The sequence below is a fragment of the Alloalcanivorax sp. C16-1 genome (assembly GCF_046507805.1).
Lineage (GTDB): Bacteria > Pseudomonadota > Gammaproteobacteria > Pseudomonadales > Alcanivoracaceae > Alloalcanivorax.
In genome coordinates, this window is the sequence record NZ_JBKFTK010000004.1 from 153,688 (window position 1) to 178,750 (window position 25,063).

General features: G+C 66.7%; 26 protein-coding genes. 15 read left to right on the forward strand and 11 right to left on the reverse strand.

The genetic code is table 11. The annotated features are described in order from the left end of the window. Positions 1-42 precede the first annotated feature (42 nt). The 14 genes from ACLD0W_RS14480 (at position 43) to tatC (ending at position 12,944) form a co-directional block, all read left to right on the forward strand. The gene (locus tag ACLD0W_RS14480; protein ID WP_410308192.1) at positions 43-1,599 is read left to right on the forward strand and encodes a DHA2 family efflux MFS transporter permease subunit; all 1,557 of its coding nucleotides are present in this window, start codon (positions 43-45) and stop codon (positions 1,597-1,599) included. Positions 1,600-1,632: 33 nt separating this feature from the next. Continuing rightward, positions 1,633-2,769: an HlyD family secretion protein gene (locus tag ACLD0W_RS14485; protein ID WP_410308193.1), complete on the forward strand. Its 1,137-nt coding sequence runs from the start codon at positions 1,633-1,635 to the stop codon at positions 2,767-2,769. Positions 2,770-2,841: 72 nt separating this feature from the next. Continuing rightward, the gene (gene argS / locus ACLD0W_RS14490; RefSeq protein WP_410308194.1) at positions 2,842-4,605 is read left to right on the forward strand and encodes an arginine--tRNA ligase; all 1,764 of its coding nucleotides are present in this window, start codon (positions 2,842-2,844) and stop codon (positions 4,603-4,605) included. After that, complete coding sequence (locus tag ACLD0W_RS14495; RefSeq protein ID WP_410308195.1) at positions 4,605-5,255, forward strand: SPOR domain-containing protein; 651 nt, start codon at positions 4,605-4,607, stop codon at positions 5,253-5,255. Before argS ends, ACLD0W_RS14495 begins: the two co-directional genes overlap by 1 nt. Positions 5,256-5,337: 82 nt before the next feature. Further along, the gene (gene hslV, locus ACLD0W_RS14500; RefSeq protein WP_204427715.1) at positions 5,338-5,877 is read left to right on the forward strand and encodes an ATP-dependent protease subunit HslV; all 540 of its coding nucleotides are present in this window, start codon (positions 5,338-5,340) and stop codon (positions 5,875-5,877) included. After that, positions 5,877-7,226 carry an ATP-dependent protease ATPase subunit HslU gene (hslU, locus tag ACLD0W_RS14505; protein WP_410308196.1) on the forward strand — a complete coding sequence of 450 codons (1,350 nt, stop codon included), beginning with the start codon at positions 5,877-5,879 and terminating at the stop codon, positions 7,224-7,226. Before hslV ends, hslU begins: the two co-directional genes overlap by 1 nt. A gap of 72 nt (positions 7,227-7,298) precedes the next feature. Beyond that, positions 7,299-7,997 carry an FFLEELY motif protein gene (locus tag ACLD0W_RS14510; RefSeq protein WP_410308197.1) on the forward strand — a complete coding sequence of 233 codons (699 nt, stop codon included), beginning with the start codon at positions 7,299-7,301 and terminating at the stop codon, positions 7,995-7,997. 11 nt (positions 7,998-8,008) lie between these two features. After that, a complete protein-coding gene (gene ubiE, locus ACLD0W_RS14515) occupies positions 8,009-8,797 on the forward strand; it encodes a bifunctional demethylmenaquinone methyltransferase/2-methoxy-6-polyprenyl-1,4-benzoquinol methylase UbiE (protein ID WP_410308361.1) in 789 nt (262 codons plus the stop codon). Next, positions 8,797-9,426, forward strand: coding sequence for an SCP2 domain-containing protein (locus ACLD0W_RS14520; protein WP_410308198.1), 630 nt, complete (start codon positions 8,797-8,799; stop codon positions 9,424-9,426). Before ubiE ends, ACLD0W_RS14520 begins: the two co-directional genes overlap by 1 nt. Next, on the forward strand, positions 9,426-11,042 hold the full coding sequence (locus ACLD0W_RS14525) for an AarF/UbiB family protein (protein WP_410308199.1): 1,617 nt from the start codon (positions 9,426-9,428) through the stop codon (positions 11,040-11,042). Before ACLD0W_RS14520 ends, ACLD0W_RS14525 begins: the two co-directional genes overlap by 1 nt. Positions 11,043-11,126: 84 nt before the next feature. Further along, a complete protein-coding gene (locus ACLD0W_RS14530) occupies positions 11,127-11,465 on the forward strand; it encodes a phosphoribosyl-ATP diphosphatase (RefSeq protein ID WP_138773008.1) in 339 nt (112 codons plus the stop codon). 2 nt (positions 11,466-11,467) lie between these two features. Continuing rightward, positions 11,468-11,701 (forward strand): Sec-independent protein translocase subunit TatA, encoded by a 234-nt coding sequence (gene tatA / locus ACLD0W_RS14535; RefSeq protein WP_410308200.1) that lies wholly within the window; start codon positions 11,468-11,470, stop codon positions 11,699-11,701. A 63-nt stretch (positions 11,702-11,764) separates the two neighbouring features. Beyond that, entirely contained in the window at positions 11,765-12,166 is a 402-nt protein-coding gene (gene tatB, locus ACLD0W_RS14540; protein ID WP_410308201.1) for a Sec-independent protein translocase protein TatB, read from the forward strand. Further along, positions 12,159-12,944 (forward strand): twin-arginine translocase subunit TatC, encoded by a 786-nt coding sequence (tatC, locus tag ACLD0W_RS14545; protein WP_410308202.1) that lies wholly within the window; start codon positions 12,159-12,161, stop codon positions 12,942-12,944. Before tatB ends, tatC begins: the two co-directional genes overlap by 8 nt. A gap of 15 nt (positions 12,945-12,959) precedes the next feature. On the opposite strand, the gene ACLD0W_RS14550 is transcribed toward tatC, so the two are convergent. The 4 genes from ACLD0W_RS14550 to dtd all read right to left on the reverse strand — a co-directional run bounded on the left by ACLD0W_RS14550 (position 12,960) and on the right by dtd (position 16,914). Beyond that, positions 12,960-13,922, reverse strand: coding sequence for an alpha/beta hydrolase (locus ACLD0W_RS14550; RefSeq protein ID WP_410308203.1), 963 nt, complete (start codon positions 13,920-13,922; stop codon positions 12,960-12,962). A gap of 42 nt (positions 13,923-13,964) precedes the next feature. Continuing rightward, positions 13,965-15,779, reverse strand: a complete 1,815-nt coding sequence (locus ACLD0W_RS14555) for a DUF4105 domain-containing protein (protein WP_410308204.1) — start codon at positions 15,777-15,779, stop codon at positions 13,965-13,967. Between the two features lie 68 nt (positions 15,780-15,847). Continuing rightward, positions 15,848-16,327 carry a DUF3015 domain-containing protein gene (locus ACLD0W_RS14560; protein WP_410308205.1) on the reverse strand — a complete coding sequence of 160 codons (480 nt, stop codon included), beginning with the start codon at positions 16,325-16,327 and terminating at the stop codon, positions 15,848-15,850. A 149-nt stretch (positions 16,328-16,476) separates the two neighbouring features. Beyond that, on the reverse strand, positions 16,477-16,914 hold the full coding sequence (gene dtd / locus ACLD0W_RS14565; protein ID WP_410308206.1) for a D-aminoacyl-tRNA deacylase: 438 nt from the start codon (positions 16,912-16,914) through the stop codon (positions 16,477-16,479). Positions 16,915-16,961: 47 nt separating this feature from the next. Here dtd and ACLD0W_RS14570 point away from each other — a divergent pair, with 47 nt between their 5' ends. Next, positions 16,962-17,525, forward strand: coding sequence for a DUF3261 domain-containing protein (locus tag ACLD0W_RS14570; protein WP_410308207.1), 564 nt, complete (start codon positions 16,962-16,964; stop codon positions 17,523-17,525). Here ACLD0W_RS14570 and pip read toward each other — a convergent pair. The 7 genes from pip to ACLD0W_RS14605 form a co-directional block, all read right to left on the reverse strand. After that, the gene (gene pip / locus ACLD0W_RS14575) at positions 17,428-18,408 is read right to left on the reverse strand and encodes a prolyl aminopeptidase (RefSeq protein ID WP_410308208.1); all 981 of its coding nucleotides are present in this window, start codon (positions 18,406-18,408) and stop codon (positions 17,428-17,430) included. The two genes, ACLD0W_RS14570 and pip, sit on opposite strands and share 98 nt — an antisense overlap. Before the next feature lie 65 nt (positions 18,409-18,473). Next, complete coding sequence (gene ntrC / locus ACLD0W_RS14580) at positions 18,474-19,898, reverse strand: nitrogen regulation protein NR(I) (protein ID WP_410308209.1); 1,425 nt, start codon at positions 19,896-19,898, stop codon at positions 18,474-18,476. Continuing rightward, positions 19,895-20,992, reverse strand: coding sequence for a nitrogen regulation protein NR(II) (gene glnL / locus ACLD0W_RS14585; protein WP_410308210.1), 1,098 nt, complete (start codon positions 20,990-20,992; stop codon positions 19,895-19,897). The genes ntrC and glnL overlap by 4 nt, the downstream gene beginning before the upstream one ends. A gap of 137 nt (positions 20,993-21,129) precedes the next feature. After that, the gene (locus ACLD0W_RS14590) at positions 21,130-21,879 is read right to left on the reverse strand and encodes a DUF4124 domain-containing protein (RefSeq protein WP_410308211.1); all 750 of its coding nucleotides are present in this window, start codon (positions 21,877-21,879) and stop codon (positions 21,130-21,132) included. 168 nt (positions 21,880-22,047) lie between these two features. Continuing rightward, entirely contained in the window at positions 22,048-23,454 is a 1,407-nt protein-coding gene (gene glnA, locus ACLD0W_RS14595; protein WP_410308212.1) for a glutamate--ammonia ligase, read from the reverse strand. 223 nt (positions 23,455-23,677) lie between these two features. Beyond that, positions 23,678-23,926 (reverse strand): sulfurtransferase TusA family protein, encoded by a 249-nt coding sequence (locus ACLD0W_RS14600; RefSeq protein WP_410308213.1) that lies wholly within the window; start codon positions 23,924-23,926, stop codon positions 23,678-23,680. 3 nt (positions 23,927-23,929) lie between these two features. Further along, positions 23,930-25,033, reverse strand: coding sequence for a tRNA (5-methylaminomethyl-2-thiouridylate)-methyltransferase (locus tag ACLD0W_RS14605; protein WP_410308214.1), 1,104 nt, complete (start codon positions 25,031-25,033; stop codon positions 23,930-23,932). Positions 25,034-25,063 lie beyond the last annotated feature (30 nt).

Here is a 25,063-nt window from a genome sequence, read left to right on the forward strand (position 1 = left end):
GACTAAAATACCGGCCTTTCCAATTCCAGCCGGGAGATCTCCATGAGCCAGGTCGACGCCCTGTTCGACCGCTATGGCACGCGCTACCGCCTTTGGGTAACCCTCACCGTGATGCTCGGCCTGGTGGCGCTGGGCATGTCGATCACCATCGTCAACGTGGCCATTCCTTATATAAAGGGCGCCTTCGGCATGAGCGATAGCCAGGTGCAGTGGCTGTCCACCGGCTTTCTGGCGTCCACTACGGTGTCGCTGCTGATCGCCCCCTGGCTGGTGGCGTCGGTGGGCCAGCGCGCCACCTTCATGGGGCTGCTGATGGTGTTCATCGCCGCCTCCTTCCTGGGCGGTCTGGGCCAGAGCATGGGCATGCTGATCGCCGCCCGGGTGATCCAGGGCGGCATGACCGGCCTGATCCGTCCGGTGGCCATGGAAGCCCTGTTCGCCGCCTACCCACCGCAGAACCGGGGCATGGCCACCGCCATGTACGGCATGTGCCTGGGGTTGCCGCTGACCCTGGCCACGGTGATCGGCGGCTGGCTGGTGGAGCACTTCACCTGGCGCTATGTGTTCTTCATTACCTTGCCGATCTGCGTGGCGGCGGTGGTGATGGGCTTTTTCTTCCTGCCACCCCGCGAGCAGAAGGGCCCCCGCCCGCCGTTCGACTGGGCCGGCGTGGTGCTGCTGTTCACCGCCGTGTTCACGGTGCTGGCGGCCCTGTCCAATGGCCAGCGCTGGGGCTGGGACGACCCCTATGTGCCCGCCCTGCTGCTGACCGGCCTGTTGTGCGCGGTCACCTTCGTGGTGTGGCAGAAACGCACCGCCCATCCGTTGCTGGATCTGGCCATTTTCGAGAACCGCACCTTCGTGATCGGCACCCTGGCCATGCTGCTGTTCGGCGGCACCTTCTACGGCATCATGTATCTGCTGCCGCAGTTCGTGCAGTCGATCCTGCATTACAGCCCGATCACCGCCGGTCAGATCTTCCTGCCCTCCACCGCGGTGCTGGCGGTGCTGGTGCCCATGGTGGGCCGGCTCAGCGACCGCTACCCGCCGCACTGGATCACCCTGCCCGGGCTGGCCTGCACCCTGGCGGCGGTTTGGCTGATGACGCACATGGATTGGAACACCAGCTTCGCCTACCTGGCGGTGGCCATGGCGGTGCTGTCCATCGGCATGGCGGCCTTTCCGCCACCGACCCTGTCCAAGGCCATCGCCGCGCTGCCGCCACGGCTCACCGGCCACGGCTCCGGCGCCATCAATTTCGCCATGCAGCTGGGCGGCGCCATGGGCACCGCCGCCCTGGTGATCCTGCTCGACCGCCGCACCGCCAGCCACGGCCAGCACCTCAACGCCGGGGTGCACGCCGGCAACAGCCTGGCGCAACAGCAACTGGGGCAGCTCGCCGAACTGGCCGGCCGACTGGGCGTGCCGGACACCCAGCAAGGCGCCGTCGCCGGCCATCTGATGGGCCGGGTGGAAGCCATCTGGGCCTCGATCCTGGCCTACCAGGACGGCTTCTGGATCCTGGTGGCCAGCCTGGTGGTGGTGGCGATTCCCTCGCTGCTGCTCAGCCGGCTGGGCGGCACCGCCAGCGCCCGCTGAGTTCATTCACGTGACCGAATCAAGGAACGCACCATGACCTCCTCCTCCGACTCCCCGCGCCGTCCATCGCGGCGGCTCAAGCTCGCCCTGCTGGCGATCCTGGTGCTGCTGTGCCTGGTGTGGATGGCGTTCGCCATTGCCCACCGGCTCACCCATGTGAGCGCCCAGGACGCCCGCATCATGGCCAGCCAGGTCACCGTCAGCAGCCGCCTGGACGGCTGGGTCACCGATTTCGCCATCACCGAGGGGGACCGGCTCAAACAGGGCGACACCGTGGCCCGGCTGTACAGCGAGCCGGAGCAGCGGCGGCTGGCGTCCCTGGAAGCCGAGGTGGCCACCCAACAGGCCAAGGTGGACTATGAGCGCACCCGGCTGGCGCTGGGCGAACAGCAGTTCCAGGGCGGCCTGACCATCACCGGCCAGGAACTGGACTCCGCCAAGGCCGCCGAGCAAGCGGCCGGCTCGCGCCTGACCAGCGCCCGGGAAGACTACAAGCGCACCGAGGCGCTGTTCAAAAAAGGCTCCATCTCCAAGCAGCGCCGCGACCAGGACTACTACGCCTACCAGACCGCCCGCGCCGAGTACCAACGCGCCAAGCAGGAAGTGGCGGTGAGCCAGTCCCAGGCCAACAACGCCCATGTGGGCTTTCTGAACGGCGTCCAGGTACCGCTGCCCCCGCCGGAGGTGATGCGCTCGCGCATCAAGGTGGCGGAGAACGAGCTGGCCCGCGCCCGCGCCGACCTGGAAGAGGAGCGGGTGCGCATGCGCGACCTGCAGGTGCCCAGCCCGATCGCCGGGGTGGTCAACAAAACGCTGGTGGATCAGGGCGAGTACGTGAGCGCCGGCCAGCCGCTACTGATGATGCACGACCCGGACGACCTGTGGGTGGAGGCCAATATCAAGGAAACCGACATCGGCGAACTGCACCCGGGCCAGCCGGTGGCGATCACCGTGGACGCCTACCCGGACCAGCATTTCGCTGGCGAGGTGCGCATTGTCGGCCGCGCCGCCACCAGCCAGTTCGCGCTGCTGCCCGACCCCAACCCCTCCGGCAACTTCACCAAGATCACCCAGCGCATCCCGGTGCGCATCGCTCTCACCGAAGGCCCCGTGGACCGCATCGGCCCGGGCATGATGGTGGAAGTGGATATCGATATCAGCGGCGATTGAGCCGCCCCGGGGGGCGGCATTCCGGCCCGCTTTGCCGTACAATCGGCGGCCCATCCACGGCCCCGGAAGACCATGAAAGACCGTCTTGTCGCCCTGATCGAGCAAGCGCTCGAGACGCTGACCGCCAACGGCACCCTGACCGCCGACGCCCGGCGACCGGTGCAGATCGACCGCACCAAGGACAAAAGCCACGGCGACTTCGCCACCAACATCGCGCTGATGCTGGCCAAGCCGGCGGGCATCAAGCCCCGCGACCTGGCCGAGGCGCTGGTGGCGGCCCTGCCCGAGGACCCGGCGGTGGCGCGCACCGAGATCGCCGGCCCCGGCTTCATCAATTTCTTCCAGGCGGAAAGCTGGCTCACCGACCAGTTGGAGACCGCCCTGGCGGACCCGCACCTGGCGGTGCCGCGCCCGGCCCGGGCACGGACCGTGGTGATCGACTACTCCTCGCCCAACCTGGCGAAGGAGATGCACGTGGGCCATCTGCGCTCCACCATCATCGGCGACGCGGTGGTGCGCACCCTGGATTTCCTGGGCCACAAGGTGGTGCCGCAGAATCACGTGGGCGACTGGGGCACCCAGTTCGGCATGCTGCTGGCCTATCTGGAAGAGCGTAAGGACGAGGACGGCGACCAGGCCCTGAGCCGCGAGCTGTCCGACCTGGAAAACTTCTACCGGGCGGCCAAACGGCGTTTCGACGAATCCGCCGACTTCGCCGACCGGGCCCGCGCCCTGGTGGTGGAGCTGCAGTCCGGCGACGACTACTGCCTGAAACTGTGGCGCGAGTTCAACCAGGTGTCGCTGAGCCATTGCTTCGCCGTCTACCAACGCCTGGGCGTGCGCCTGGGCCCGGACGACGTGCGCGGCGAAAGCGCCTACAACGACGACCTGCCCAAGGTGGTGGCGGACCTGGACGCCGCCGGCCTGCTCACCGAGGACCAGGGCGCCCTGTGCGTGTTCCTGGACGAATTCAGCAACAAGGACGGCGACCCGCTGCCGGTGATCGTGCGCAAGGCCGGTGGTGGCTATCTGTACGCCACCACCGACCTGGCGGCGGTGCGTTATCGCGCCGGCGCCCTGGGCGGCGACCGGCTGCTGTATTTCGTGGACCAGCGCCAGGCCCTGCATTTCCAGCAGATCTTCACCGTCGCCCGCAAGGCCGGCTTCGTGGACGCTCATGTGGAGATGGAGCACATGGGCTTCGGCACCATGAACGGCGCCGATGGCCGCCCGTTCAAGACCCGCGACGGCGGCACCGTGAAGCTGATCGACCTGCTCGATGAAGCCGAGCAGCGCGCCTACGACCTGGTCAAATCCAAGAACGGCGATCTGGCCGAGGACGAGCTGCGCACCATCGCCCGGGCGGTGGGCATCGGCGCGGTCAAGTACGCCGACCTGAGCAAGAACCGCACCAGCGATTACATCTTCGATTTCAACCAGATGCTCAGCTTCGAGGGCAACACCGCGCCCTACCTGCTGTACGCCTACACCCGGGTGGTCAGCGTGTTCCGCAAGGCCGGGCTGAGCCTGGACCGGGTCGGCGAGCTGAACGGCGCCTTCCAGCTGAACCAGGACGCGGAGCAGGCCCTGGCCGCCCGTCTGGTGCAGTTCGGCGAGGTGGTGGAGCAGGTGGCCAGCAAGGGTCAGCCGCACTTCCTGTGCGCCTACCTGTTCGACCTGGCCGGCCTGTTCTCGGCCTTCTATGAACACTGCCCGATTCTCGCCGCCGACGACCAGGCGGTGAAAACCAGCCGTCTCAAACTGGCCGCGCTGACCGCCCGCACCCTGGGCCGCGGCCTGACCCTGCTGGGCCTGGATCCCCTGGAGCGCATGTAATGGCGAAGAATACCCCCCGCCGCGGTGCCAGCCGTGGGCAGAGCAAGAAAAGCCGTGGCCAGGTCCCGGGCTGGGTCTGGCTGTTCACCGGTCTGGCCGCCGGCCTGTTCGTGGCCTTCCTGGTGCACCTGACCCAGGTGCAGATGGAACAGGGCCGCGCCTCGAACGGCAACGCCGGCACCGACGAACCGCCGGCCCGGAACGGCGACCAGGAACACTCCGACCAGAAGGCGGGCAAGGACGACGACCAGCCCAAGTTCGACTTCTACGCGGTGCTGCCGAAAATGGAAGTGATCGTCCCCAAAGGTGAGGACGAGGACGGCCCGTCCCGTCCGGTGAAGGAAGCGCAGCCGGCCCGGCCCTCCGAACAGAAGCAGCAGGACGACGACGCCCCGGTGGCCGGCCGCAACGACAAGCGCTTCGTGCTGCAGGCCGGCAGTTTCCGCAGCCAGGGTGACGCCGACCGCCGCCGGGCCGAGCTGATCCTCAAGGGCTACGAGGTGCGCATCCAGCCGGTCAAGTTGGACAACGGCGACACCTGGCACCGGGTCATGATCGGCCCCTACAACAACATCAACGCCCTGCACCGCGCCCAGGACAAGCTGGCCGCCAACGGCGTGGAAACCCTGCCCATCCAGCTTAAGGAATAACCGGCACGCTTGAATTCCGGAGGCACGACCCGCACATCCTGTTCAAATCAGGACCTGTTCAAATCGGGATAAGGAGACCTCCGTGGAGCAATATCACGGCACCACCATCGTCTCCGTGCGGCGCGGCAACAATGTCGTGATCGGCGGCGACGGCCAGGTGACCCTGGGCAACACAGTCATGAAAGGCAACGCCCGCAAGGTGCGGCGCCTCTACCACGGCAAGGTGATCGCCGGATTCGCCGGCGGCACCGCCGACGCTTTCACCCTGTTCGAACGGTTCGAAGCTCAGCTGGAAAAACACCAGGGCCACCTGGTGCGCGCCGCCGTGGAACTGGCCAAGGACTGGCGCACCGACCGCGCCCTGCGCCGCCTGGAAGCCCTGCTGGCGGTGGCCGACAAGGAAAACTCCCTGATCATCACCGGCAACGGCGACGTGGTGGAGCCGGAGGAAGGCGGCCTGATCGCCATCGGTTCCGGCGGACCCTTTGCCCAGGCGGCGGCCTCGGCCCTGCTGCGCAACACCGACATGCCGGCCCGCGAGATCGTCGCCCAGAGCCTGAAAATCGCCGGCGACATCTGCATCTATACCAACCAGTCTCACACCTTCGAGGAGCTTGAATAGTGGCTTCCCTGACTCCCCGCGAGATCGTCAGCGAACTCAACCGGCACATCGTCGGCCAGGAAGACGCCAAGAAAGCGGTGGCCCTGGCCCTGCGCAATCGCTGGCGCCGCATGCAGCTGCCGGCGGAAATGCGTGCCGAAGTGGCGCCCAAGAACATTCTCATGATCGGCCCCACCGGGGTCGGCAAGACCGAAATCGCCCGCCGCCTGGCCAAGCTGGCGGACGCCCCCTTCCTGAAGATCGAGGCCACCAAGTTCACCGAGGTGGGCTACGTGGGCCGCGACGTGGAATCGATCATCCGCGACCTGATGGAAGTGGGGATGAAACTGCTCCGCGAGAAGGAAATAGCCCGCAACCGGGACAAAGCCGAGGACGCCGCCGAGGAACGGGTGCTGGACGCCCTGCTGCCCGCCGCCCGCGGCGGCCAGGCGGACTCGGACTGGGCCGAATCCCGGGAGACCAGCACCCGCCAGGTGTTCCGCAAAAAACTGCGCGAAGGCGAACTGGACGACAAGGAAATCGAGGTGGAGGTCACCGCCCAGCCCCAGGGCGTGGAGATCATGGCCCCGCCGGGCATGGAAGAGATGACCAGCCAGCTGCAGCAGATGTTCTCGCGCATGGGCAACAACGGGCGCAAGAAAACCCAGAAGCTCAAGGTGCGTGACGCCCTGCGCATTCTGCGCGACGAGGAAGCGGCCCGCTTCGTCAACGAGGACGAACTGAAGGCGCAGGCGGTGGACCTGGTGGAAAACCACGGCATCGTCTTTATCGATGAAATCGACAAGGTGGCCAAGCGCTCCGAGACCGGCGGCACCGACGTGTCCCGGGAGGGCGTGCAGCGCGACCTGCTGCCGCTGATCGAGGGCTCCACGGTGAGCACCAAGTACGGCATGGTGCACACCGACCACATCCTGTTCATCGCCTCCGGTGCCTTCCACCTGGCCAAGCCCAGCGACCTGATCCCGGAGCTGCAGGGCCGCCTGCCGATCCGCGTGGAGCTGGACGCGCTCACCCCGGATGACTTCGAGCGCATTCTCACCGAGCCGAAATGCTCGCTCACCGAACAGTACCGCGCCCTGCTGGAAACCGAGGGCCTGAAACTTGAGCTGACCGGCGAGTGCATCCGCCGCATCGCCGAGGTGGCCTGGCAGGTCAACGAACGCACCGAGAACATCGGCGCCCGCCGACTGCACACGGTGCTGGAAAAACTGCTGGAAGAGATCAGCTACGACGCCGACGACCTGGCCACCCAGTACCACGACAAGCCGCTGGTGCTGGACGCGGAAGCGGTGGACCGCTATCTCGGCGAACTGGCCAACGACGAGGATTTGAGCCGGTACATTCTTTAACGTTCACGTAGGAGCGGTCGTTCGACCGCTCCTACATGACGTTTCCTGCTATCATCCCTCGCCGGAGGACCCATGAGCGCCGGCGAACATCTTCAAGACTCCCTGAACCGCTTTTTCCAGCTGCGACAGCACCAGGACGACGACGTCTTTCTGGCTCGTCTGGCGCGGCTGCGCGCGTTTCAGCGGGACCGTTTCCTGGCCACCCACCGGGACCTGTTCGACGACCCGCGCCTGCGGCCGGGCATCGGCTTTTTGCTGGACGACGTCTACGGGGGTCGCGATCTGCCGCCGGTGGCCCGGGAAATCCGCCGCGCCCTGCCCAAGGCCATGCGCCTGCTGCCCGACCGGGTGATGGTGACCTCCGCCAGCGCCCTGGAAGCCGCCATCCTCACCCAGGAACTGGATGAGGCGCTGGCGCGGGACCTGGACCGGCGCCTGGACCAGCCCCTGGCCGAGGCGGACTATATCGTCGCCTACCGGGCGGGCGACGAAACGGCACGCCGCCGCCAGCTCGCGCTGGTGGCCGGACTGGGCCACCATATCGACCGCTATGTGCGCTCGCGCACCCTGCAAACCACCTTCCGGCTGGTGCGCCGCCCCGCCCATGCGGCGGGCTTCACGAACCTGTATGATTTCATGGACCGCAGTTTCCGGGTGATGAAGCCGGTGCCCAGCGTGGGCCGGCTGCTGGAACAGGTGGCCCACCGGGAGACCGTCATCCTGGACCGGGTTCTGGCCGCTCACCCCGCTCCCTTCAAGGACGTTCCATGACCGATCCCGACATGACCGACCCGCACCAACCCGACGCCACCCGCGCCGACACCCGCAGTGACAAGGTCACCCACTTCGGCTACCAGCAGGTGCCGTGGCGGGAGAAGCAGCAGAAAGTGGCCGGCGTGTTCCGCTCGGTGGCCGCCCGCTACGACGTCATGAACGACCTGATCTCCATGGGCAGCCATCGGGTGCTCAAGCGCATGACCATCGAACTGGCCGGGGTGCGCCCGGGCCAGCGGGTGCTGGACCTGGCCGGCGGCACCGGCGACCTGGCGATCAAATTCTCGCGGCTGGTGGGCGACACCGGCGAGGTGGTGCTGGCGGACATCAACGACGCCATGCTGGCGGTGGGTCGCGACCGTCTGATCGACGCCGGCTGCGGCCATAACACCCGGGTCGCCCAGGTCAACGGCGAATGCCTGCCGTTCGCCGACAACAGCTTCGACTGCGTGACCATCGCCTTCGGCCTGCGCAACATCACCGACAAGGACGCCGCCCTGCGCTCCATGCTGCGCGTGCTCAAACCCGGCGGCCGGCTGCTGGTGCTGGAGTTTTCCAAACCGGTCAACCCGCTGCTCGGCAAGGCCTACGACACCTATTCCTTCGCGGTCTGGCCGCGCCTGGGCAAGCTGGTGGTCAACGACGCGCAGAGCTATCAGTACCTGGCCGAATCGATCCGCATGCACCCGGACCAGGACACCCTCAAGGCGATGATGGACGACGCCGGCTACGGCCGCACCGAGTACTTCAACATGATCGGCGGCATCGTCGCCCTGCACCGGGGTTTCAAACTCTGATGCGTCAGCCCGGCCTGCTCTCCACCACCGCCGTCGCCACCGCCGAGCGCGCTATCAACGCCGCCCTGCGCGGCGACCCGGCCACCGCCGCGCGCCTCAATCGCCACGCCGGCCGGCTGCTGGCGGTGCGCCTGACCCTGCCCGCCACCGCCTTCTACGCGCTGATCGTGGAAGACGGCGTGGAACTGTACCTGCGCAGCGAGGCCGAGCCGGACGTGACCGTCACCGGCAACCCGGTGGATCTGGCCGCCCTGCTGATGGACTGGCGCCGCCAGCCCGGCGTGATCGGCGGCCCGGTACGGGTGGAAGGCAACCGGGAACTGCTGCAGGATCTGCGCGACCTGGCCGGCGACCTGCGCCTGGACTGGGGCGCCCTGCTGGAACCCCTGATCGGCGGCGAACTGGCCCAGCAGGTGGACCTGGGCGCCCGCCGTCTGTTCGGCTGGGCCCGCGCCACCCTGGACCGGCTCGGCGACCAGGTGGGCGACTATCTGGGCAGCGAGGCCGGCCTGCTGGCGCTGCGCCGGGACCTGTACGAGTTCTACCAGGACGTGGATGAACTGCGCGGCGACGTGGACCGTCTGGACGCCCGCGTGCAACACCTGACCCAGCGGAGCCCGCGCCCCTGATGCCTCCCGTTATCCGTTTGCTGGTGGTGGTCCACGTGGCCTGCCGCTACCGCCTGTTTTCCCTGCTGCCCGCTCACCCGGCCCGCCCGCTGCTGGTGGGCCTGCAGTACCTGGTCCCCTCCAGCTGGCGCGGCACCGGCGACCTGAGCGACGGCGACCGGCTGCGCCTGGCCCTGGAGCGGCTGGGCCCGATCTTCATCAAATTCGGCCAGCTGATGGCCACCCGCCGCGACATGCTGCCGCCGGAATGGACCGAGGCCCTGGCGCGCCTGCAGGACAAGGTGGCGCCGTTCGACGGCGCCGAGGCCCGCGCCCTGGTGGAAGCCGCTCTGCCGGCGCCCATCGATCAGGTGTTCAGTGAATTCGACGATACCCCGCTGGCCTCCGCTTCGGTGGCCCAGGTGCACCCGGCCACCCTGGCCGAGGGCGGCGAGGTGGTGGTCAAGGTGCTGCGCCCGGGCATTGAGCAACGGGTGGAGCGGGACCTGAAGGTGATGGACTTCGGCGCCCGCCTGCTGGAGCGGCTGTGGGCCGACGCCCGCTACTTTCACCCGGTGCGGGTGGTGCGCGACTACCAGCACGTGATCCGCGCCGAGCTGGACCTGGAGCGGGAAGCCCGCAACAGCGAAACCATGCGCCGCCACTTCCTGTTCAGCCCGCTGCTGTACATCCCCGCCGTGCACCTGACCCTGTCGTCCCGGCGGGTGATGGTCTCCGACCGCATCTACGGCATCCCGGTGAACGACACGGCGCGCATCGAGGCCGCCGGCATCGACCGCCGCCAGCTGGCCGAGCGCGGCGTGGAAATCTTCTTCACCCAGGTGTTCCGGCACAATTTCTTCCACGCCGACATGCACCCGGGCAACATCTTCGTCAATCCGGAGCACCCGGAATCGCCCCAGTACATGGCGGTGGACTGCGCCATCGCCGGGCGCCTGTCCAAGCAGGACCTGAATGTGCTCGGGCGCATGGTGCTGGCGGTGATGCGCGAGGACTACCCGGGCCTGGTGGATCTGGTGATCCGTGCCGGCTGGGCACGCGGCCCCATCGACCGGCACCGCTTCGAACAGGCGGTCACCGAGCTGATCGAACCGGTGCGCGGCGCCTCCCTGGAGGCGCTGGAGTTCGCGCCGCTGATCCTCAAGCTGTTCGATCTGGCCCGCGCCTACCACATCGAAGCGCCGGTGCAGTACATCCTGCTGATGAAGACCCTGGTGCACATCGAGGGCCTGGGCCGCAGCATCTACCCGCAGCTGGACATCTGGACCACCGGCCGGCCGCTGCTGGAGCGCTGGATGCTGGAGGAATACGGCCCCACCGCCACCGCCCGCAAGCTGCGCAACCGCCTGCCTGAATGGACCGCCCAGCTGCCGGAGATGCCGGACCTGCTGCGCGACGCCCTGGAGAACCTGCGCCACCAGCCCCAGCAGCAGCGCGAGACCGCGCGCCGCTTCGAGGACGGCCTGCGCCGCCACCGCCACACCCTGCTGGGTGGCCTGGGCGGCCTGGCCCTGGCCGGCCTGGCCGCCGGCGACGCCCTGTTCGCCGGCGCCGCCGCCGCGCCCTGGCTGGCCGCCGGTGGCGCTGTCCTGCTGATCTGGGCCTGGCGCCGATAGGCGCCGGCACCGCTGGGGTATCGCCGGCGCCGGTGCTAGACTGACACCATCATTGCAACCCGAATCGCCGTGAATCCGACCCCCATGTCCGATATCCTCAATCAGCTCCATCAGGTCCTGGAAGCCCGCAAGGGGGCCGACCCGGACTCGTCCTACGTGGCGAGCCTGTACGGCAAGGGCCTCAACAAGATTCTCGAAAAGGTCGGCGAGGAAGCGGTGGAAACCCTGCTCGCCGCCCGCGATACCGAAGCCGGCGGCGACCCGGAGGCCCTGATCGGCGAAACCGCCGATCTGTGGTTCCACTCCATGGTCATGCTGGCCCACCTGGGCCTCGGCCCGGAACAGGTTCTGGCCAGGCTGGAGCAACGCTTCGGCCTGTCCGGACACGATGAAAAAGCCGCGCGGAAAGCGCGAGGAGAGTAACTATGCTTGGCGGTATCAGTATCTGGCAATTGCTTATCGTTCTGGCCATCGTGGTGCTGCTGTTCGGCACCAAGAAGCTGCGCAACATCGGCAGTGATCTGGGCGGCGCGGTGAAAGGCTTCAAGGACTCGGTCAAGGACGGCGAGAAGGAACAGGATCAGAAGCGCATCGCCGACGACCAGGACGGCGAAGTACAGACCCGGGAACAGCAGGAAAAGCACAAGGATCAGGCATAACGCACCCCGGCCGGACACGGCCAGGTTTTATTGAGCCCGGTTTTATTAAGAGGGTCCCGCCGCATGTTTGATATCGGCTTTTCCGAGCTGACGCTGATTTTCGTGATCGGCCTGGTGGTGCTGGGCCCCGAGCGCCTGCCCAAGGCGGCCCGCACGGTGGGCTACTGGATGGGCCGCGCCCGCTCCACCTTCAACCATCTGCGCAACGAGCTGGAGCGCGAAGCGCTGAACCAGGACATGCGTGAGCGCATGGAAAGCCAGATGCGCGAGATGGGGCTGGACGAGGACAGCATCCGCGAGGCCCGCGACAACCTGCTGTCCGAACAGGAAGTGGCCCGCGCCCGCCGCCGGCCTCAGACCCAGGAACATGAGCCACTGGAACACGAGACCCTGGAACACGACACCGGCGATAAGCCACCGCCCGGCGCGGAACACCCCGAGTCCGAGAAGAAATCGAATGACTGAGGAACACGGGGAGGATACCCCGCAAACGCTGATCTCCCACCTGCTGGAACTGCGCAACCGCCTGCTCAAGGCGGTGATCGCCGTGCTGGTGGTCTTTCTCTGCCTGTTCTACTTTTCCCGGGAGCTGTACACCCTGGTGGCGCGGCCCTTGATGGACGCCATGCCGGTGGGCACCCAGATGATCGCCACCGGCGTGGCCTCGCCGTTCCTGGCGCCGTTCAAACTGACCCTGTACCTGAGCATCTTCGGCGCCATGCCGTTCATCCTGCACCAGGCCTGGGCGTTCGTGGCCCCGGGGCTGTACAAGCACGAGAAACGGCTGGCGGTGCCGCTGCTGGTGAGCAGCGTGCTGCTGTTCTACGCCGGCGCCGCCTTTGCCTACTTCGTGGTGTTCCCGCTGATGTTCCAGTTCTTCACCACGGTGGCCCCGGAAGGGGTGGCGGTGACCACCGACATCAGCAGCTACCTGGACTTCGTGCTGGCCCTGTTCCTGGCGTTCGGCTTCGCCTTCGAATTGCCCATCGCCATCGTGCTGCTGGTGGCCACCGGCCTGGTCACGGTGGAGAAACTGTCCGCCTCGCGGGCCTATGTGGTGGTGGGTTGTTTCGTGATCGGCATGCTGCTGACGCCGCCGGACATCGTCAGCCAGACCCTGCTGGCGGTGCCCATGTGGCTGCTGTTCGAGATCGGCCTGCTGTTCGGCCGCGCCGTGCAGCGGCGCCAGCGGGAACAGGACGACCCGGCCACCGACGGCGCCGACGGCGCCGACGGCGACTGAGCCGCCTTAACAGGATCAGAAGCGGTAGGCGCCCACCGGCGTGATGCCGATCTCGCCGGCCGGCTCATCGGCCTCCACCGCCTCCCGGGACACCGGCGCCGGTCGCGCCCGGGTGACCGGAAGCGGCGCGGAGGGCGCGCTGGCCATGCAGCCGTTTTGCTCCATGAACGCCAGCAACCGGTCACGCACCGCCGGGTCGCGGGTGCCTTGCCCGTGCCCGCCCTTGAGCGCCTGGAAGGTCTTAGGCTCGGCGGCGGCCTGGAACAGGGCCTCCCCCTGACGGAACGGAATCACCGGATCTTCCCGGCTGTGCAGGATCAGCAGCGGACGCGGTGCCAGCGCGGCGATGTGCCGCTCCGGGTCCAGGTCCCGTTCCGGCAGCGTCGGCAGCACCATCCAGCGCAATGGCCACAGCAGCCAGCTGCGCCGCATGACGTCGTCGGCGATGCCACGATAACTGGCGAAGCTGGCCTCCAGCATCACGCAATCCACGCGCCCCCGGTTGTCGTCCCGGGCCAGCACGCCGGTGCCCAGGGCACCGCCCAGGCTCTGGCCGAACAGCACCAGCGGCTTGCCGTCCAGGCGCCCGGAAGCGGTCAACCAATCGAGCCCGAGCTGCACATCCGCCAGCGCGCCGGGCAGGTCCGGGTCGCCCTCGGACAGACCGTAGCCCCGGTAATCCAGCAGGAAAACGTTATAGCCCCGTTCCGGCAGCCAGTGCACGTTCATCAGATGGGTGCTGATGTTCTCCGCGTTACCGTGCAGGAAGTAGACGGTGCCCCGTTCAAACCCCTGGGCCGGCAGCCACCAGCCGTGCAGCCGCAGCCCGTCCGGATGGATCAGCACCACATCCTCGTAGGCCAGCCCCTGCCGGGCCGGGTTCTGCACCCAGGGTTTGGCCGGATAGAAGAACAGACCGCTGCAGCCGGACAGAACCGCCAGCAACACGACGCTGAGAATCAACCCAAGAGCTTTCAATGCTGTCCCCGTTTCCCCGCTGATTTGCTGTAGGAGCGGCAATCAGTCGTAATACCAGCGCCACTGCAGTTTGAATTCGGTTTCACTGTCGCCGCGCCAGCCTTCGCGCTCCACTTCGGCGCGCAGACCCTGCTGGCGGGTGAGTGCGTACTGCACCGCCAGGGTGGACCGATGGCGGTAGACGTCATTGGCGAAGTAGTGGCCGGCGCCGCCGGCCTGCCACTGCCAGCGCCCGGCATGATACAGGATTCCCGCCTCGGCGCCGCCACCGGTGGTGATCACCGGAGCGAAATCACTGTTATTCTCGGCCCGGGCGCTGGCCAGCAGATAGGGCTGCAGATTCCCCAGCCGCCAGCTGCCGCCGGCGCCGCCCTGCACATAGCGCACCAGGCGCCGGCGCCCGGCCCAGGCCCGTTCCAGCCCCCCTTCCACGTACCAGCTCAACGGCTTGGAAAAGCGGTCGCGGGGTGCCAGGGAACGAATGCTGACCACGTCCAGGGCTTCCAGGTCCACGGCCTGTGATTCGGTCCTGCGCAGGGTGATGCCCAGACCCTGGATCTGCGCGCCGGACAGAAAGCCCCGGTTATTGTCCAACAGGTCATGGTAAGTGAGCCGGTAGGTGAACTCGCCAAAATCGTCACTGCCCCGTTGCCCACCGGCGGCCGCCAGCATCTGCGAACCGTGGCCCTGCTCCGGCGGCACCCGCTCCGCCGGCGTCGGGTCCACCACCGTCGGCAGCCGGTTCATCAGGCTGAGCAACGCGAAGGAGCGGCCGGCCACGTCCTCGGAACGCTGCGCCTTGCGGTTCACGAAGCGCACATAGCGGTAAGCGGTGTGCGCCATCAGCGCCTGGCGCGCCGGCGCATAGCTCTGGAAGTCCGCCTGCTCCGCCACCGAAGGATCGTCCGCCAGGGCCCGCGCCAGGGCCCGTTCCCGGTCATCCAGCCGGTCGCTGAACGCCTTCATCTCCTGCTCCTTGGAAGGCCGGTAATGTCGCTCGGTGACCAGGCCCTCCCGATCCAGGGCACGCACCGTGTTCACCGGCAGTTCGGCGAACCGCAGCTCATCGAGCAGGCCGCTGCCCGGCCGCGCCACCTCCACCAGCTCCAGCAGGCGGAACGAGCAGTTCTCGTCGAAGAAGTAGTAATCGAAGTTGATGTCCTTCAGTTCCCACAGGTGATCGATCATCCAATCGATCTCCTGCTGGTTCAGGTCCAGGCTGTATTCCCAGATGTCGCGGCTCTCCATATTGGAGTACTGCTGGATCTTCTGAACATAGGGCACCAGGTTGAACCGGCCCGGGTAACCGCCGGCCAGACCCCGGTAGATATAGAACAGGGAGTTGTCCTGCTCGGTGGTGACGGCGCCGAAGTTGATCGCCCAGGACAGCCACACGGCGCCGTCCTCGCCCTGATCCAGGCGCATCAGGGTGTGACCGAACATGGAGGATGGGCTGTTCAGGTAGGACGCGGGGAATACCAGCACCGCCCTCTTGGCGTGCACCGCCGCGCGCCACTCCTGGTATTCGGCGCAATGGCTGAACGGCGTCCGGTCACGCCAGTTCAGCTGTTCGGCGAGAAAACGATAGCGGGCCGGGAAACGGCAACGCGCCTCGGCATCGTCGGGCCGCAGGGCGACCACGGACGCCCGCAATTCCTCCAGCGGATCGTCGGCGCCGCGCTCGGCGAGAAAGAAAGCGTCGTCGTCCACGTAACTGCGGTGGCGGTCACGGAGGGTGGCACCGGGATTGATGTGCAACAGCGCCCGCCAGCGGGGGTGCTCGGCGAGGGTTTCCAGGTTATCGGCCCAGGCCGGCGCACAGAACAGCACAACCACGCACAGCAGCGCGAAACGCATGAGGTTTTCCGGGAAAACAGAGACGAAAAAGCCCGCCCTTCAGGAAGGGCGGGCCCGATGAAGCGAGCTTATACGTACTTGGCCAGCTTCTGGTCTTGCTGCATCACCGCGGTGATGTTCTGCATTACTTCGGCGGCGCTCACGTCCTGGTGCGGGAAGATGGCGGCGAAGTGGTCGTGCATCAGACCGTTGAAGTGGGTACGGTCCTCGGTGGAGATGCCCATGGAAACGGACAGCGCGGTCAGGGCTTCGCCCTCGCCGGTGGCCATGTCCTGAGCCACTTCCTCGAGCACGCCGTTCATGCTCAGCAGGCTCTCACCGGAGTAGGTCAGCGCGCCGCTGGTGTCACAGCCGTTGGTACCGCTGGTCATGCCGAAGGTGGCGTTACCGGAGGTGCCGTTGACGATGGTCGCCAGCAGGTGCACCGGCGCGCCGGACTTGCCTTCGAAAATCAGGTTACCCCAACCACAACCGGGACCACCGGGTGCCACGGCGTGGGCGGAAAAGGAAGCACCAAGCAGTGCTGCAGCCAGAAAAGCTCTTTTCATGGGTCAGTCTCCTGTTATCAAAATGTTATCCATACGCTCCCCATGCGGGTTCCCCGGGAGCCGAGCCTTCATCATAAAGAAGGGTCATAAGGTTGCAATATGGCTTCGACGCAAAAAATGTCGGGCAACAAAAAGCCAGCGGACCTTGATCACAACTCCAACAGAAAGGTCACCGGCCCGTCGTTCACCAGATGGACCTGCATGTCCGCGCCGAACCGCCCGCGCGCCACGGTGACACCCCGGGCTTCGACGGCGGCGATCAGCGCCTCGTAGAGTTGCTCGGCGCGGGCCGGTTCGGCGGCGCCGGAGAACGACGGCCGGCGGCCCTTGCCGGTGTCCGCCGCCAGGGTGAACTGGGAGACCAGCAGCAGCGCGCCGCCGGCTTCGCGCACATCGCGGTTCATGCGGCCCTGTTCATCGCTGAACACCCGGTAGCCCACCAGCCGTTCCGCCAACCGCGCCACGGCGCGCTCGTCATCGTCTTTCTGCACGCCCACGAACACCAGCAACCCCGGCCCGATCCGACCGACCGTTTCTCCGTGCACATCCACCCGGGCCTCGCGTACGCGCTGCAAAAGCAGTTTCATGATTTCCCCTGTATGAAGGCCCGCGATTGTGCTGTATTAAACCCGCTATGAAAATATTGCCCCTGTTGCTGACACTGCTGCTCGCCGGCTGCGCCCTGTGGGCCGGCCCCGACGCCGCGCCCCGGCCGCTGGCGCCGGCGTTCGGCGAGTACCGAGACTTCCAGCGCGATCTGACCATACGGCTGGACGGCCGCACCGTGCATTATCGGGTGTCGCTGGCACTGACGCCGGAGCGCACGCGGATCACCCTGCTGGACGACGACGGCGAGGCGGTGCTGAGCTATGAGCAGAGCCCGGGTCGCAGCGAAATCAGTCGCACCCCCAGGCTGCCCGCGCGCCTGTCGGCGGACGCGCTGATCGGCGATATCCAGCTGGCGCTCTGGCCGGAGGCCCGTCTGCGGCTCACCGTACGTCCGCCCTGGCGCCTGGAGCGCCTGGACAACACCCTGCGTCTGTATGAAGGGCGCCGCCTGGAAGCGCGGGTGTCGTTTCAAGGCGACGATCCCAAACTCACTACGATTCCTGTGTATAACGCGCGCTACGATTATCTGATGCTGCTCGTGCCGCCCGGGCAGTCAGCGCCTTCACCGAGCGCACCAGAGCCTGACTGATGGCCGGCTCGGCGCTGGAGTGCCCCGCCGCCGCCACCCAGTGCAGGCGGCTGTCCGGCAGCGCCTGATGCAACAGCCAGGCCTGCTCCGGCGGGCAGACCATGTCGTAGCGGCCGTGCACGATTTCCACCGGACACTGGATCTGATGGGCCCGGGGCAGCAGCGGCCGGTCCAGGAAGCCGCCGTTGACGAAGTAATGGGTTTCCAGCCGGGCCATGGCCCGGGCGTTATGGTCCACGTTCAATGCCGGTGGGGGCGTCAGGCTGGACAGGCGCGCCTCCCAGAGCGTCCATTCGCGGGCCAGCCGTTCGCCGTCCGGGTCGCCGTCCGCGCCGCTCAGGGCACGGTGATAGCGGTGCATCAGATCCCCGTCGCCCTCCGGCAGGGCGTCAATCAGCCGTTGCCAGTGATCCGGGTAGAAGCGGCCCGCCCCTTCGGCGGTATAGAGCCAGTCGATGTCCTGTTGGCGGCAGAGAAAGACGCCACGCAGCACCAGCCCGGCCACCGACGCCGGGTACGCCTGGGTGTAGGCCAGCGCCAGGGTCACGCCCCAGGAGCCGCCCAGCACCAGTTCCCAGCGGGGCACGTTCAGGTGTTCGCGAAGGCGCTCCAGGTCATCGACCAGGTGCGGCAGGGTGTTGTGCTCGGTACCCGCATAGGGCTGGCTGCGTCCGGCGCCGCGCTGGTCGTAGACCACGATGCGGAAACGGGTGGGGTCGAACAGGCGGCGCAGCAGCGGCGAGCTGCCGCCGCCGGGGCCGCCGTGCAGCGCCACCACCGGCAGGCCATCGGGATTGCCGCTTTGTTCCACGTAGAGGCGGTGACCGTCGCCCACATCCAGAAAGTCACGGTGATAGGGTTCGAGGGGAGGAAACAACGACATGGAAACGGCATCCGTGGACAGGGTCGGTCCAGCTTAACGGCCCCAAGGCCCACCGGCCAGATGCCTCAATCGTCGCCGCTGAACTCCGCCTCCATGTCCAGTTCCTTGATCTTGCGGGTCAGGGTGTTGCGGCCCCAGCCGAGCAGCGCGGCGGCGTCGCGTTTGCGGCCACCGGTGTGCTGCAGGGCGACTTCGATCATGGTGCGCTCGAAGGCCGGCACCGCCTGATCGAGAATGCCACGGTCGCCGCGGGCCAGGGCCCGGTCGGCCCAGTGGCGCAGGGATTTGAGCCAGTCGCCGCCGGTTTCCATGGGCTTGCTGGCGCTTTGCCGCAGCTCCGGGGGCAGGTCGTCCACCAGCACTTCCCGGCCGGAGGCCATCACCGTCAGCCAGCGGCAGGTGTTCTCCAGTTGCCGCACGTTGCCCGGCCAGGGCATGGCGGCCAGATATTTTTCCGTGTCCTTGTGCAGCACCTTGGGTTCCACGCCCAGCTCGCTGGCGGCATGCTGCAGAAAGTAACCGGCCAGGCGCGGAATGTCCTCGCGGCGCTCGGCCAGCTTCGGGATATGGATACGGATCACGTTGAGGCGGTGGAACAGATCCTCCCGGAAGTCGCCGTCGCGAACCAGTTTTTCCAGGTCCTGGTGGGTGGCGGCGATGATGCGCACGTCCACATGGATCGGCGTGGTGCCGCCCACCCGGTAGAATTCGTTTTCCTGCAGCACCCGCAGCAGCCGGGTCTGGGCCTCCAGTGGCATGTCGCCGATTTCATCCAGAAACAGGGTGCCGCCGTTGGACTGCTCGAAGCGCCCCACCCGCTGGCTGTTGGCGCCGGTGAAGGCGCCCTTTTCGTGGCCAAACAGCTCGGACTCGATCAGGTCCTTGGGGATCGCCGCCATGTTCAGGGCCACGAACGCCTTTTCCCGGCGCATGGAGTGGTTGTGCAGGGCGCGGGCCACCAGCTCCTTACCGGTGCCGGACTGGCCGTTGATCAGCACCGTCACGTTGGAGTGGCTGAGGCGGCCGATGGCGCGGAACACCTCCTGCATGGCCGGCGCCTCGCCGATGATCTCGGTGGGCGTCTCCTCGGCGGCGGGCGCCACTTCCTGCTCCGCCTCCTGGCGATGCTTGATGGCGCGCTTGACCAGCGCCACCGCCTCGTCCACGTCGAACGGCTTGGGCAGGTACTCGAAGGCACCGCCCTGGTAGGACGCCACCGCCGAATCCAGGTCGGAGTGGGCGGTCATGATGATCACCGGCAGAGTCGGGTTGTTGCGCTGCAGGATCTTGAGCATGCGCAGGCCGTCGGTGCCGGGCATGCGCACGTCGGAAATCAGCACGTCCGGTTCGGCGGCACCTTCGTCCAGCCGGTTCAGCGCTTCGTCGGCGTCCTCGAAACAGGCCAGCTGGAACCCTTCCTGGCTGAGCGCTTTTTCAAGCACCCAACGAATGGAACGATCATCGTCGATCACCCAAATGGTTGCCGTCATGATCCATTACTCTCCGTTGTATCCAGCGGTTCCATGGGCAGCAGCAGGCTGAACAGGGTGCGTCCGGGCACGCTTTCGCATTCGATCAGGCCCTGATGCTGGCTGATGATCGACTGGGCGATGGACAGCCCCAGCCCGGAGCCGTTGGCCCGGCCACTGACCATGGGATAGAAAATCGTTTCCTGCAGATCCTCGGGGATGCCGGGACCGTTGTCCTCGATGTCCACGCGCAGCACCAGCCGGTGGCGCTGGGAGCCGATGGTGAACTGGCGCAGCACGCGGGTGCGCATCACCACCCGGGCATTCTCGGTGCCGGCTTCCAGCAGCGCCTGCATGGCATTGCGCATCAGGTTGAGCAGCACCTGGATAAGCTGATCCCGGTCGGCGGTCACGTCCGGCAGGCTGACGTCGTAATCGCGCACCAGGGCCACGCCTTGCGGATATTCGGCCAGCAGCAACTGGCGCACGTGCTCCAGGCATTCGTGCACATTCACCGGGGCGAACGCCGGCGGCTTGCGCGGGCCCAGCATGCGGTCGGCCACCGAGCGCAGGCGGTCGGCCTCGTCGATGATCACGCGGGTGTATTCCGCCAGTTCCGGGTCCGGCAGCGCGCGCTCCAGCAATTGCGCGGCGCCGCGAATCCCGCCCAGCGGGTTCTTGATTTCGTGGGCCACGCCGCGCACCAGTGCCCGGGTGGCCTGGTGGGCGTGGATCAGGCCCTCCTCCCGGGTAATACGCAACAACCGGTCCAGGGACTGCATTTCGATCAGCAGCGCCATGGCCTGCCCGGGCTCGTGGATCGGGCTGACGCTGTAGTCGACCATGGCCTGCTGGCCCGGCGCCACGTTGAGCCGCGCTTCCCGTCGGGTAAAGGGGTGCCCTTCCTCGATGCACTGTTTGAGGGCGCCCCGGGCGTCCTCGTCATCGAAAAAATAGTCCGGCAGGCGCTGGCCCAGCACCCGGGCGGCACTGGTGGACAGCAGCATTTCCGCCGCCGGGTTCAGGTAGCGCACACGCAGGTCGGCGTCGAGCATCATCACCGCGGTGCGGAGGTGGTCGAGCAATCGTTTCTGCAGCACCGTTTCGGTATTCATCATTCGGCCCATAACAGGGCATAAGCAATTATCAGGCCACCCGGAACGGGGCTCGCGGCCCCGTCAGCGGGCGACCCGGCGGGTCGTACCGGTGCAGTGTAGAAAGTCGGCGCGAACAATGCACCGATTTAGTGCAATCAGGGTTTGGCGGGGCGGGTGACGCGCTGGGCGCCACTGCCCAGGGCGGCGCCGCTGCCCCGTTGCGCGGCACCGCCGGAACGGGCGGCGCCGGCCCGGCCGGCGGCGTCACCGCGCTGGGCGGAGCCGGCGCGGGTGGGAAAGGCGCTGCCACCGCCCGCCTTTCCGGAGCTGTCGATATTGGTGCGGTGCACATGCAGCGTCACCGGGGAGGAGGTGATCAGGCGGCGACCGTTTTCGTCCTCGATGACCGCCTGCAACCGGTGGGGACCGGGGTTGGGAAAATCCAGCGCGCCGCCGTCCACCGGCTGGCCGTTATCCAGGATCACCAGCCGGTGACCGTTGAGCAGGGCCGGCTCGGCGCTGGCCTGCACCGCCACCGGATTGTCCTGGGGCATGCGCACGGTGGCGCCGTCCGCCGGGGTGGTGATGCGCAGGGCCCGGTAACCGGCGTCCGCCGGCGCCGGTTCCGTGGTGTCTTCCCGCGGTTCCGGCTGGTCCGGCGCCAGCACCGGCAACGCCTCCCGGCGGCCCTCCATGGTGTTCACCGGGCCGACCTGGACCGGTTCGGCGCGGCCCTTGTCCGGCGGGTTGTCGGTGAACAGCACATTGCCGTTTTCGTCCACGGTGCGATAGATGGCGCCACCGCCTTCGCCGGGCCGGTCCACATCGGCGTCCACGGTCCGGGCCGGCGCGGCGACGGCCACCATCAACATGGAAACGGCTGCGAGAATCTGCCTGGTGCTCATGGATCCTTCCCCGGGTACGGTGCGGTAGTGGTTCGATTCTGCGGGCTGGCGGCCTCCGAAAAAAGGGCCGGCGCCACAAATCCGGCCGGAGGGCGTGGTGGTTTCACCGCGACGGACCATAAAAAAACCCCGCCGGAGCGGGGTTTTTCGTGACTGCGTCGCCGGAGCTTAGCAGCTGTAGTACATGTCGAACTCGACCGGGTGCGGAGTCATGTTCAGGCGCTCCACTTCGTCGCGCTTGAGCTGGATGTAACCGTCCAGCATGTCCTCGGTGAACACGTCGCCGGCCATCAGGAACTCCTTGTCCTGTTCCAGGGCGTCCAGCGCCATGGTCAGGGTATGGGACACGGTCGGGATGTCCTTGGCTTCTTCCGCCGGCAGGTCGTACAGATCCTTGTCCATGGCGTCGCCCGGGTGGATCTTGTTCTTGATGCCGTCCAGGCCGGCCATCATCAGCGCGGCGAAGCACAGGTACGGGTTGGCGGACGGGTCCGGGAAGCGGGTCTCGATACGACGCGCTTTCGGGTTGCTCACCCACGGAATCCGGATGGAAGCGGAACGGTTACGGGCGGAGTACGCCAGCATTACCGGGGCTTCGAAGCCGGGCACCAGACGCTTGTAGGAGTTGGTGGAACCGTTGGTGAAGGCGTTCAGGGCGCGTGCGTGCTTGATCACACCGCCGATGTAGAACAGCGCTTCTTCGGACAGGCCCGCGTACTCGTCACCGGCAAACAGGTTCTTGCCGTCCTTGGACAGGGACATGTGCACGTGCATACCGGAACCGTTGTCACCGATCAGCGGCTTGGGCATGAAGGTGGCGGTTTTGCCGTAGGCGTGGGCCACGTTGTGCACGCAGTACTTGAGGATCTGCACTTCGTCGGCTTTCTTGGTGAGGGTGTTGGCGCCCACACCGATCTCGCACTGGCCGGCGGTGCCCACTTCGTGGTGGTGCACTTCGATTTCCAGACCCATCTGCTCCATGGCGGCACACATGGCGCCACGCAGGTCGTGCAGGCTGTCCACCGGGGGTACCGGGAAGTAGCCGCCTTTCACGCCCGGACGGTGACCGATGTTGTTCTTCTCGAACTCATCGGCGGACACCCAGGCCGCTTCTTCGGAGTAGATGTTGTACATGGAGCCGGACATGTCGGACTTCCACTGCACCGAATCGAACACGAAGAATTCCGGCTCCGGACCGAACAGGGCGCTGTCGGCGATGCCGGTGGACTTCAGGTATTCCTCGGCGCGCAGCGCCACGGAACGCGGGTCGCGCTCGTAACCCTGCATGGTGGCGGGCTCAACGATGTTGCAGCGCAGGTTCAGGGTGGCCACGTCGGTGAACGGGTCGAGAACCGCGGTTTCGTCTTCCGGCATGAGGATCATGTCGGACTCGTTGATGCCTTTCCAGCCGGCGATGGAGGAGCCGTCGAACATCTTGCCGTCCTGGAAGAAATCGTCGTCGATTTCGCCCACCGGCAGGGTCACGTGCTGCTCCTTACCACGACTGTCGGTAAAACGCAGGTCCACCCACTTCACGTCGTTGTCTTTGATCAGTTTCAGCGTCTTTTCAGACATTGTTGAGCGTCCTCCTGGAACGGGTATGTTTCTGGCTGCTCGCCGCCGCGGCGCGGACACGCGAAAAACCGGTATTCTCGGCCACCTGGGCCTGCACGCCAATAGGGAGAGCAATTATTGTGCCAGCCCTTTTTTGGCGCATCCCCGGCCATCCGGGGCGTAAAGTGCCCTGGCCGGGGCCACAAAGCACTAAATTGGTGCGCACATCAAAATGTGAGCACCACTACAGTGCAACCGAAGGCTCCCCCACTTTGAGGGTGATCACCACCTCGTGGTCCTCACGCCGCGTTTCCAGCACTTCGTGGCCGTTGATGCGGCACCAGGCGGGAATATCGTTGAGCGCGCCGGGGTCCGTGCAGGTTACCCGCAGCACCTCCCCCCGCGCCAGTTGATTCACCCGGTTCTGGGTTTTGATCACCGGAATGGGGCACAGCTGGCGGCGCACGTCCAGATCATGAATGGTATCGGTCATGGTTCAGCCCACATTCCAGGCCAGCGGGATCTGATCCGGCCGCGCCGGGGCCACCGCCACCTCCCGGGCCACGCCACCGGGCTCCTTCACTTCCACCACCACCTGGTCGTCGCCGCGGCCCTTGGAGTAGCGCGCCACGATGGCGGCGGCCTGGCGCAGCTCGTCGTCGGATTCGAACTTGCCGTCCACCAGGGCCAGGGGCCCCGGGCAGCTGGCCGTGGTCAGGCTGGTGAACTGGTAGCGGTAACCTTCCAGGAAGCGGTTCTCGCCCTCTTCCCGGCTGATGATCAGCTTGTAGTGCCGCGCCGGGCGGATATGGCGGCCCACCTTGAGCAGCATGATGTCGTCCAGCTCATAGCGGCGCTCGTTGCGGGCGCGCCACAGGTCGGCCAGCTTGTTGGAGTAGGACTCGTCGGTGAGGAAGCAGCAGCCGCCGGCGGGCTGGGCGTATTCCTCCAGGCCGAAGCGCTTGGCCAGGGCCATCTGCGGCTTGCGGTTGCGGCCGGAGAAGTCGAACAGCTGTTCCCGGTCCACCCAGCCCTCGCGTTCGGGCAGGGTTTCCGGCAGGTTACGCGCGCTCAGCGGCCGCAGCAGCCGGTCGTCGGCGCCGGACTCGCTGCTGATGATGGGCATGGTTTCCTTGCGCTGGCTCTTGGGCCGCTGGCCCACCACCTCACCGGTGACGATGAAGTCGAAGCCCTTTTCGCCGGCCAGCTCGCGGGCCTTGTTGAGCATCAGGGTGGCCTGGTTGACCATGAAGATCTTGCAGTCCAGGCAGGGGTTCAGGTTGGCCCCGTAGCCGTGCTTGGGGTTGAGCACCACATCCTTGTACTCCTCGGAGATATCCACGATGTGCAGCTTGATGCCCAGCTTTTCGGCCACCCAGAGGGCGTTGTTGCGCTTGTTCTTGTCCTGATCCTTCTTGCGGATGGCATGGGTGTGGCCTTCCACGCAGAAGCCGGTGAAGAAATTCACCCCTTCCACATGGATGCCCTGCTCCTGCATCACCTTCACCGCCAGCATGGAATCCAGCCCGCCGGACACCAGCGCCACGGCGCGCCGCTGGAGGGGTTCGGGTGGGGTGATCGGGGTTGCGGCCTCGGACATAACTCTGCTCAGCGCGTTGCTCAAAAATTG

Excerpts from the sequence above, each read along its gene's own strand:
- ACLD0W_RS14480 (WP_410308192.1), top strand. The coding sequence starts at position 43 with ATGAGCCAGGTCGACGCCCTGTTCGACCGCTATGGCACGCGCTACCGC.
- ACLD0W_RS14485 (WP_410308193.1), top strand. The coding sequence starts at position 1,633 with ATGACCTCCTCCTCCGACTCCCCGCGCCGTCCATCGCGGCGGCTCAAG.
- argS (WP_410308194.1), top strand. The coding sequence starts at position 2,842 with ATGAAAGACCGTCTTGTCGCCCTGATCGAGCAAGCGCTCGAGACGCTG.
- ACLD0W_RS14495 (WP_410308195.1), top strand. The coding sequence starts at position 4,605 with ATGGCGAAGAATACCCCCCGCCGCGGTGCCAGCCGTGGGCAGAGCAAG.
- ACLD0W_RS14510 (WP_410308197.1), top strand. The coding sequence starts at position 7,299 with ATGAGCGCCGGCGAACATCTTCAAGACTCCCTGAACCGCTTTTTCCAG.
- ubiE (WP_410308361.1), top strand. The coding sequence starts at position 8,009 with ATGACCGACCCGCACCAACCCGACGCCACCCGCGCCGACACCCGCAGT.
- ACLD0W_RS14520 (WP_410308198.1), top strand. The coding sequence starts at position 8,797 with ATGCGTCAGCCCGGCCTGCTCTCCACCACCGCCGTCGCCACCGCCGAG.
- ACLD0W_RS14525 (WP_410308199.1), top strand. The coding sequence starts at position 9,426 with ATGCCTCCCGTTATCCGTTTGCTGGTGGTGGTCCACGTGGCCTGCCGC.
- ACLD0W_RS14530 (WP_138773008.1), top strand. The coding sequence starts at position 11,127 with ATGTCCGATATCCTCAATCAGCTCCATCAGGTCCTGGAAGCCCGCAAG.
- tatA (WP_410308200.1), top strand. The coding sequence starts at position 11,468 with ATGCTTGGCGGTATCAGTATCTGGCAATTGCTTATCGTTCTGGCCATC.
- tatB (WP_410308201.1), top strand. The coding sequence starts at position 11,765 with ATGTTTGATATCGGCTTTTCCGAGCTGACGCTGATTTTCGTGATCGGC.
- tatC (WP_410308202.1), top strand. The coding sequence starts at position 12,159 with ATGACTGAGGAACACGGGGAGGATACCCCGCAAACGCTGATCTCCCAC.
- ACLD0W_RS14555 (WP_410308204.1), bottom strand. The coding sequence starts at position 15,779 with ATGCGTTTCGCGCTGCTGTGCGTGGTTGTGCTGTTCTGTGCGCCGGCC.
- ACLD0W_RS14560 (WP_410308205.1), bottom strand. The coding sequence starts at position 16,327 with ATGAAAAGAGCTTTTCTGGCTGCAGCACTGCTTGGTGCTTCCTTTTCC.
- dtd (WP_410308206.1), bottom strand. The coding sequence starts at position 16,914 with ATGAAACTGCTTTTGCAGCGCGTACGCGAGGCCCGGGTGGATGTGCAC.
- ACLD0W_RS14570 (WP_410308207.1), top strand. The coding sequence starts at position 16,962 with ATGAAAATATTGCCCCTGTTGCTGACACTGCTGCTCGCCGGCTGCGCC.
- pip (WP_410308208.1), bottom strand. The coding sequence starts at position 18,408 with ATGTCGTTGTTTCCTCCCCTCGAACCCTATCACCGTGACTTTCTGGAT.
- ntrC (WP_410308209.1), bottom strand. The coding sequence starts at position 19,898 with ATGACGGCAACCATTTGGGTGATCGACGATGATCGTTCCATTCGTTGG.
- glnL (WP_410308210.1), bottom strand. The coding sequence starts at position 20,992 with ATGAATACCGAAACGGTGCTGCAGAAACGATTGCTCGACCACCTCCGC.
- ACLD0W_RS14590 (WP_410308211.1), bottom strand. The coding sequence starts at position 21,879 with ATGAGCACCAGGCAGATTCTCGCAGCCGTTTCCATGTTGATGGTGGCC.
- glnA (WP_410308212.1), bottom strand. The coding sequence starts at position 23,454 with ATGTCTGAAAAGACGCTGAAACTGATCAAAGACAACGACGTGAAGTGG.
- ACLD0W_RS14600 (WP_410308213.1), bottom strand. The coding sequence starts at position 23,926 with ATGACCGATACCATTCATGATCTGGACGTGCGCCGCCAGCTGTGCCCC.
- ACLD0W_RS14605 (WP_410308214.1), bottom strand. The coding sequence starts at position 25,033 with ATGTCCGAGGCCGCAACCCCGATCACCCCACCCGAACCCCTCCAGCGG.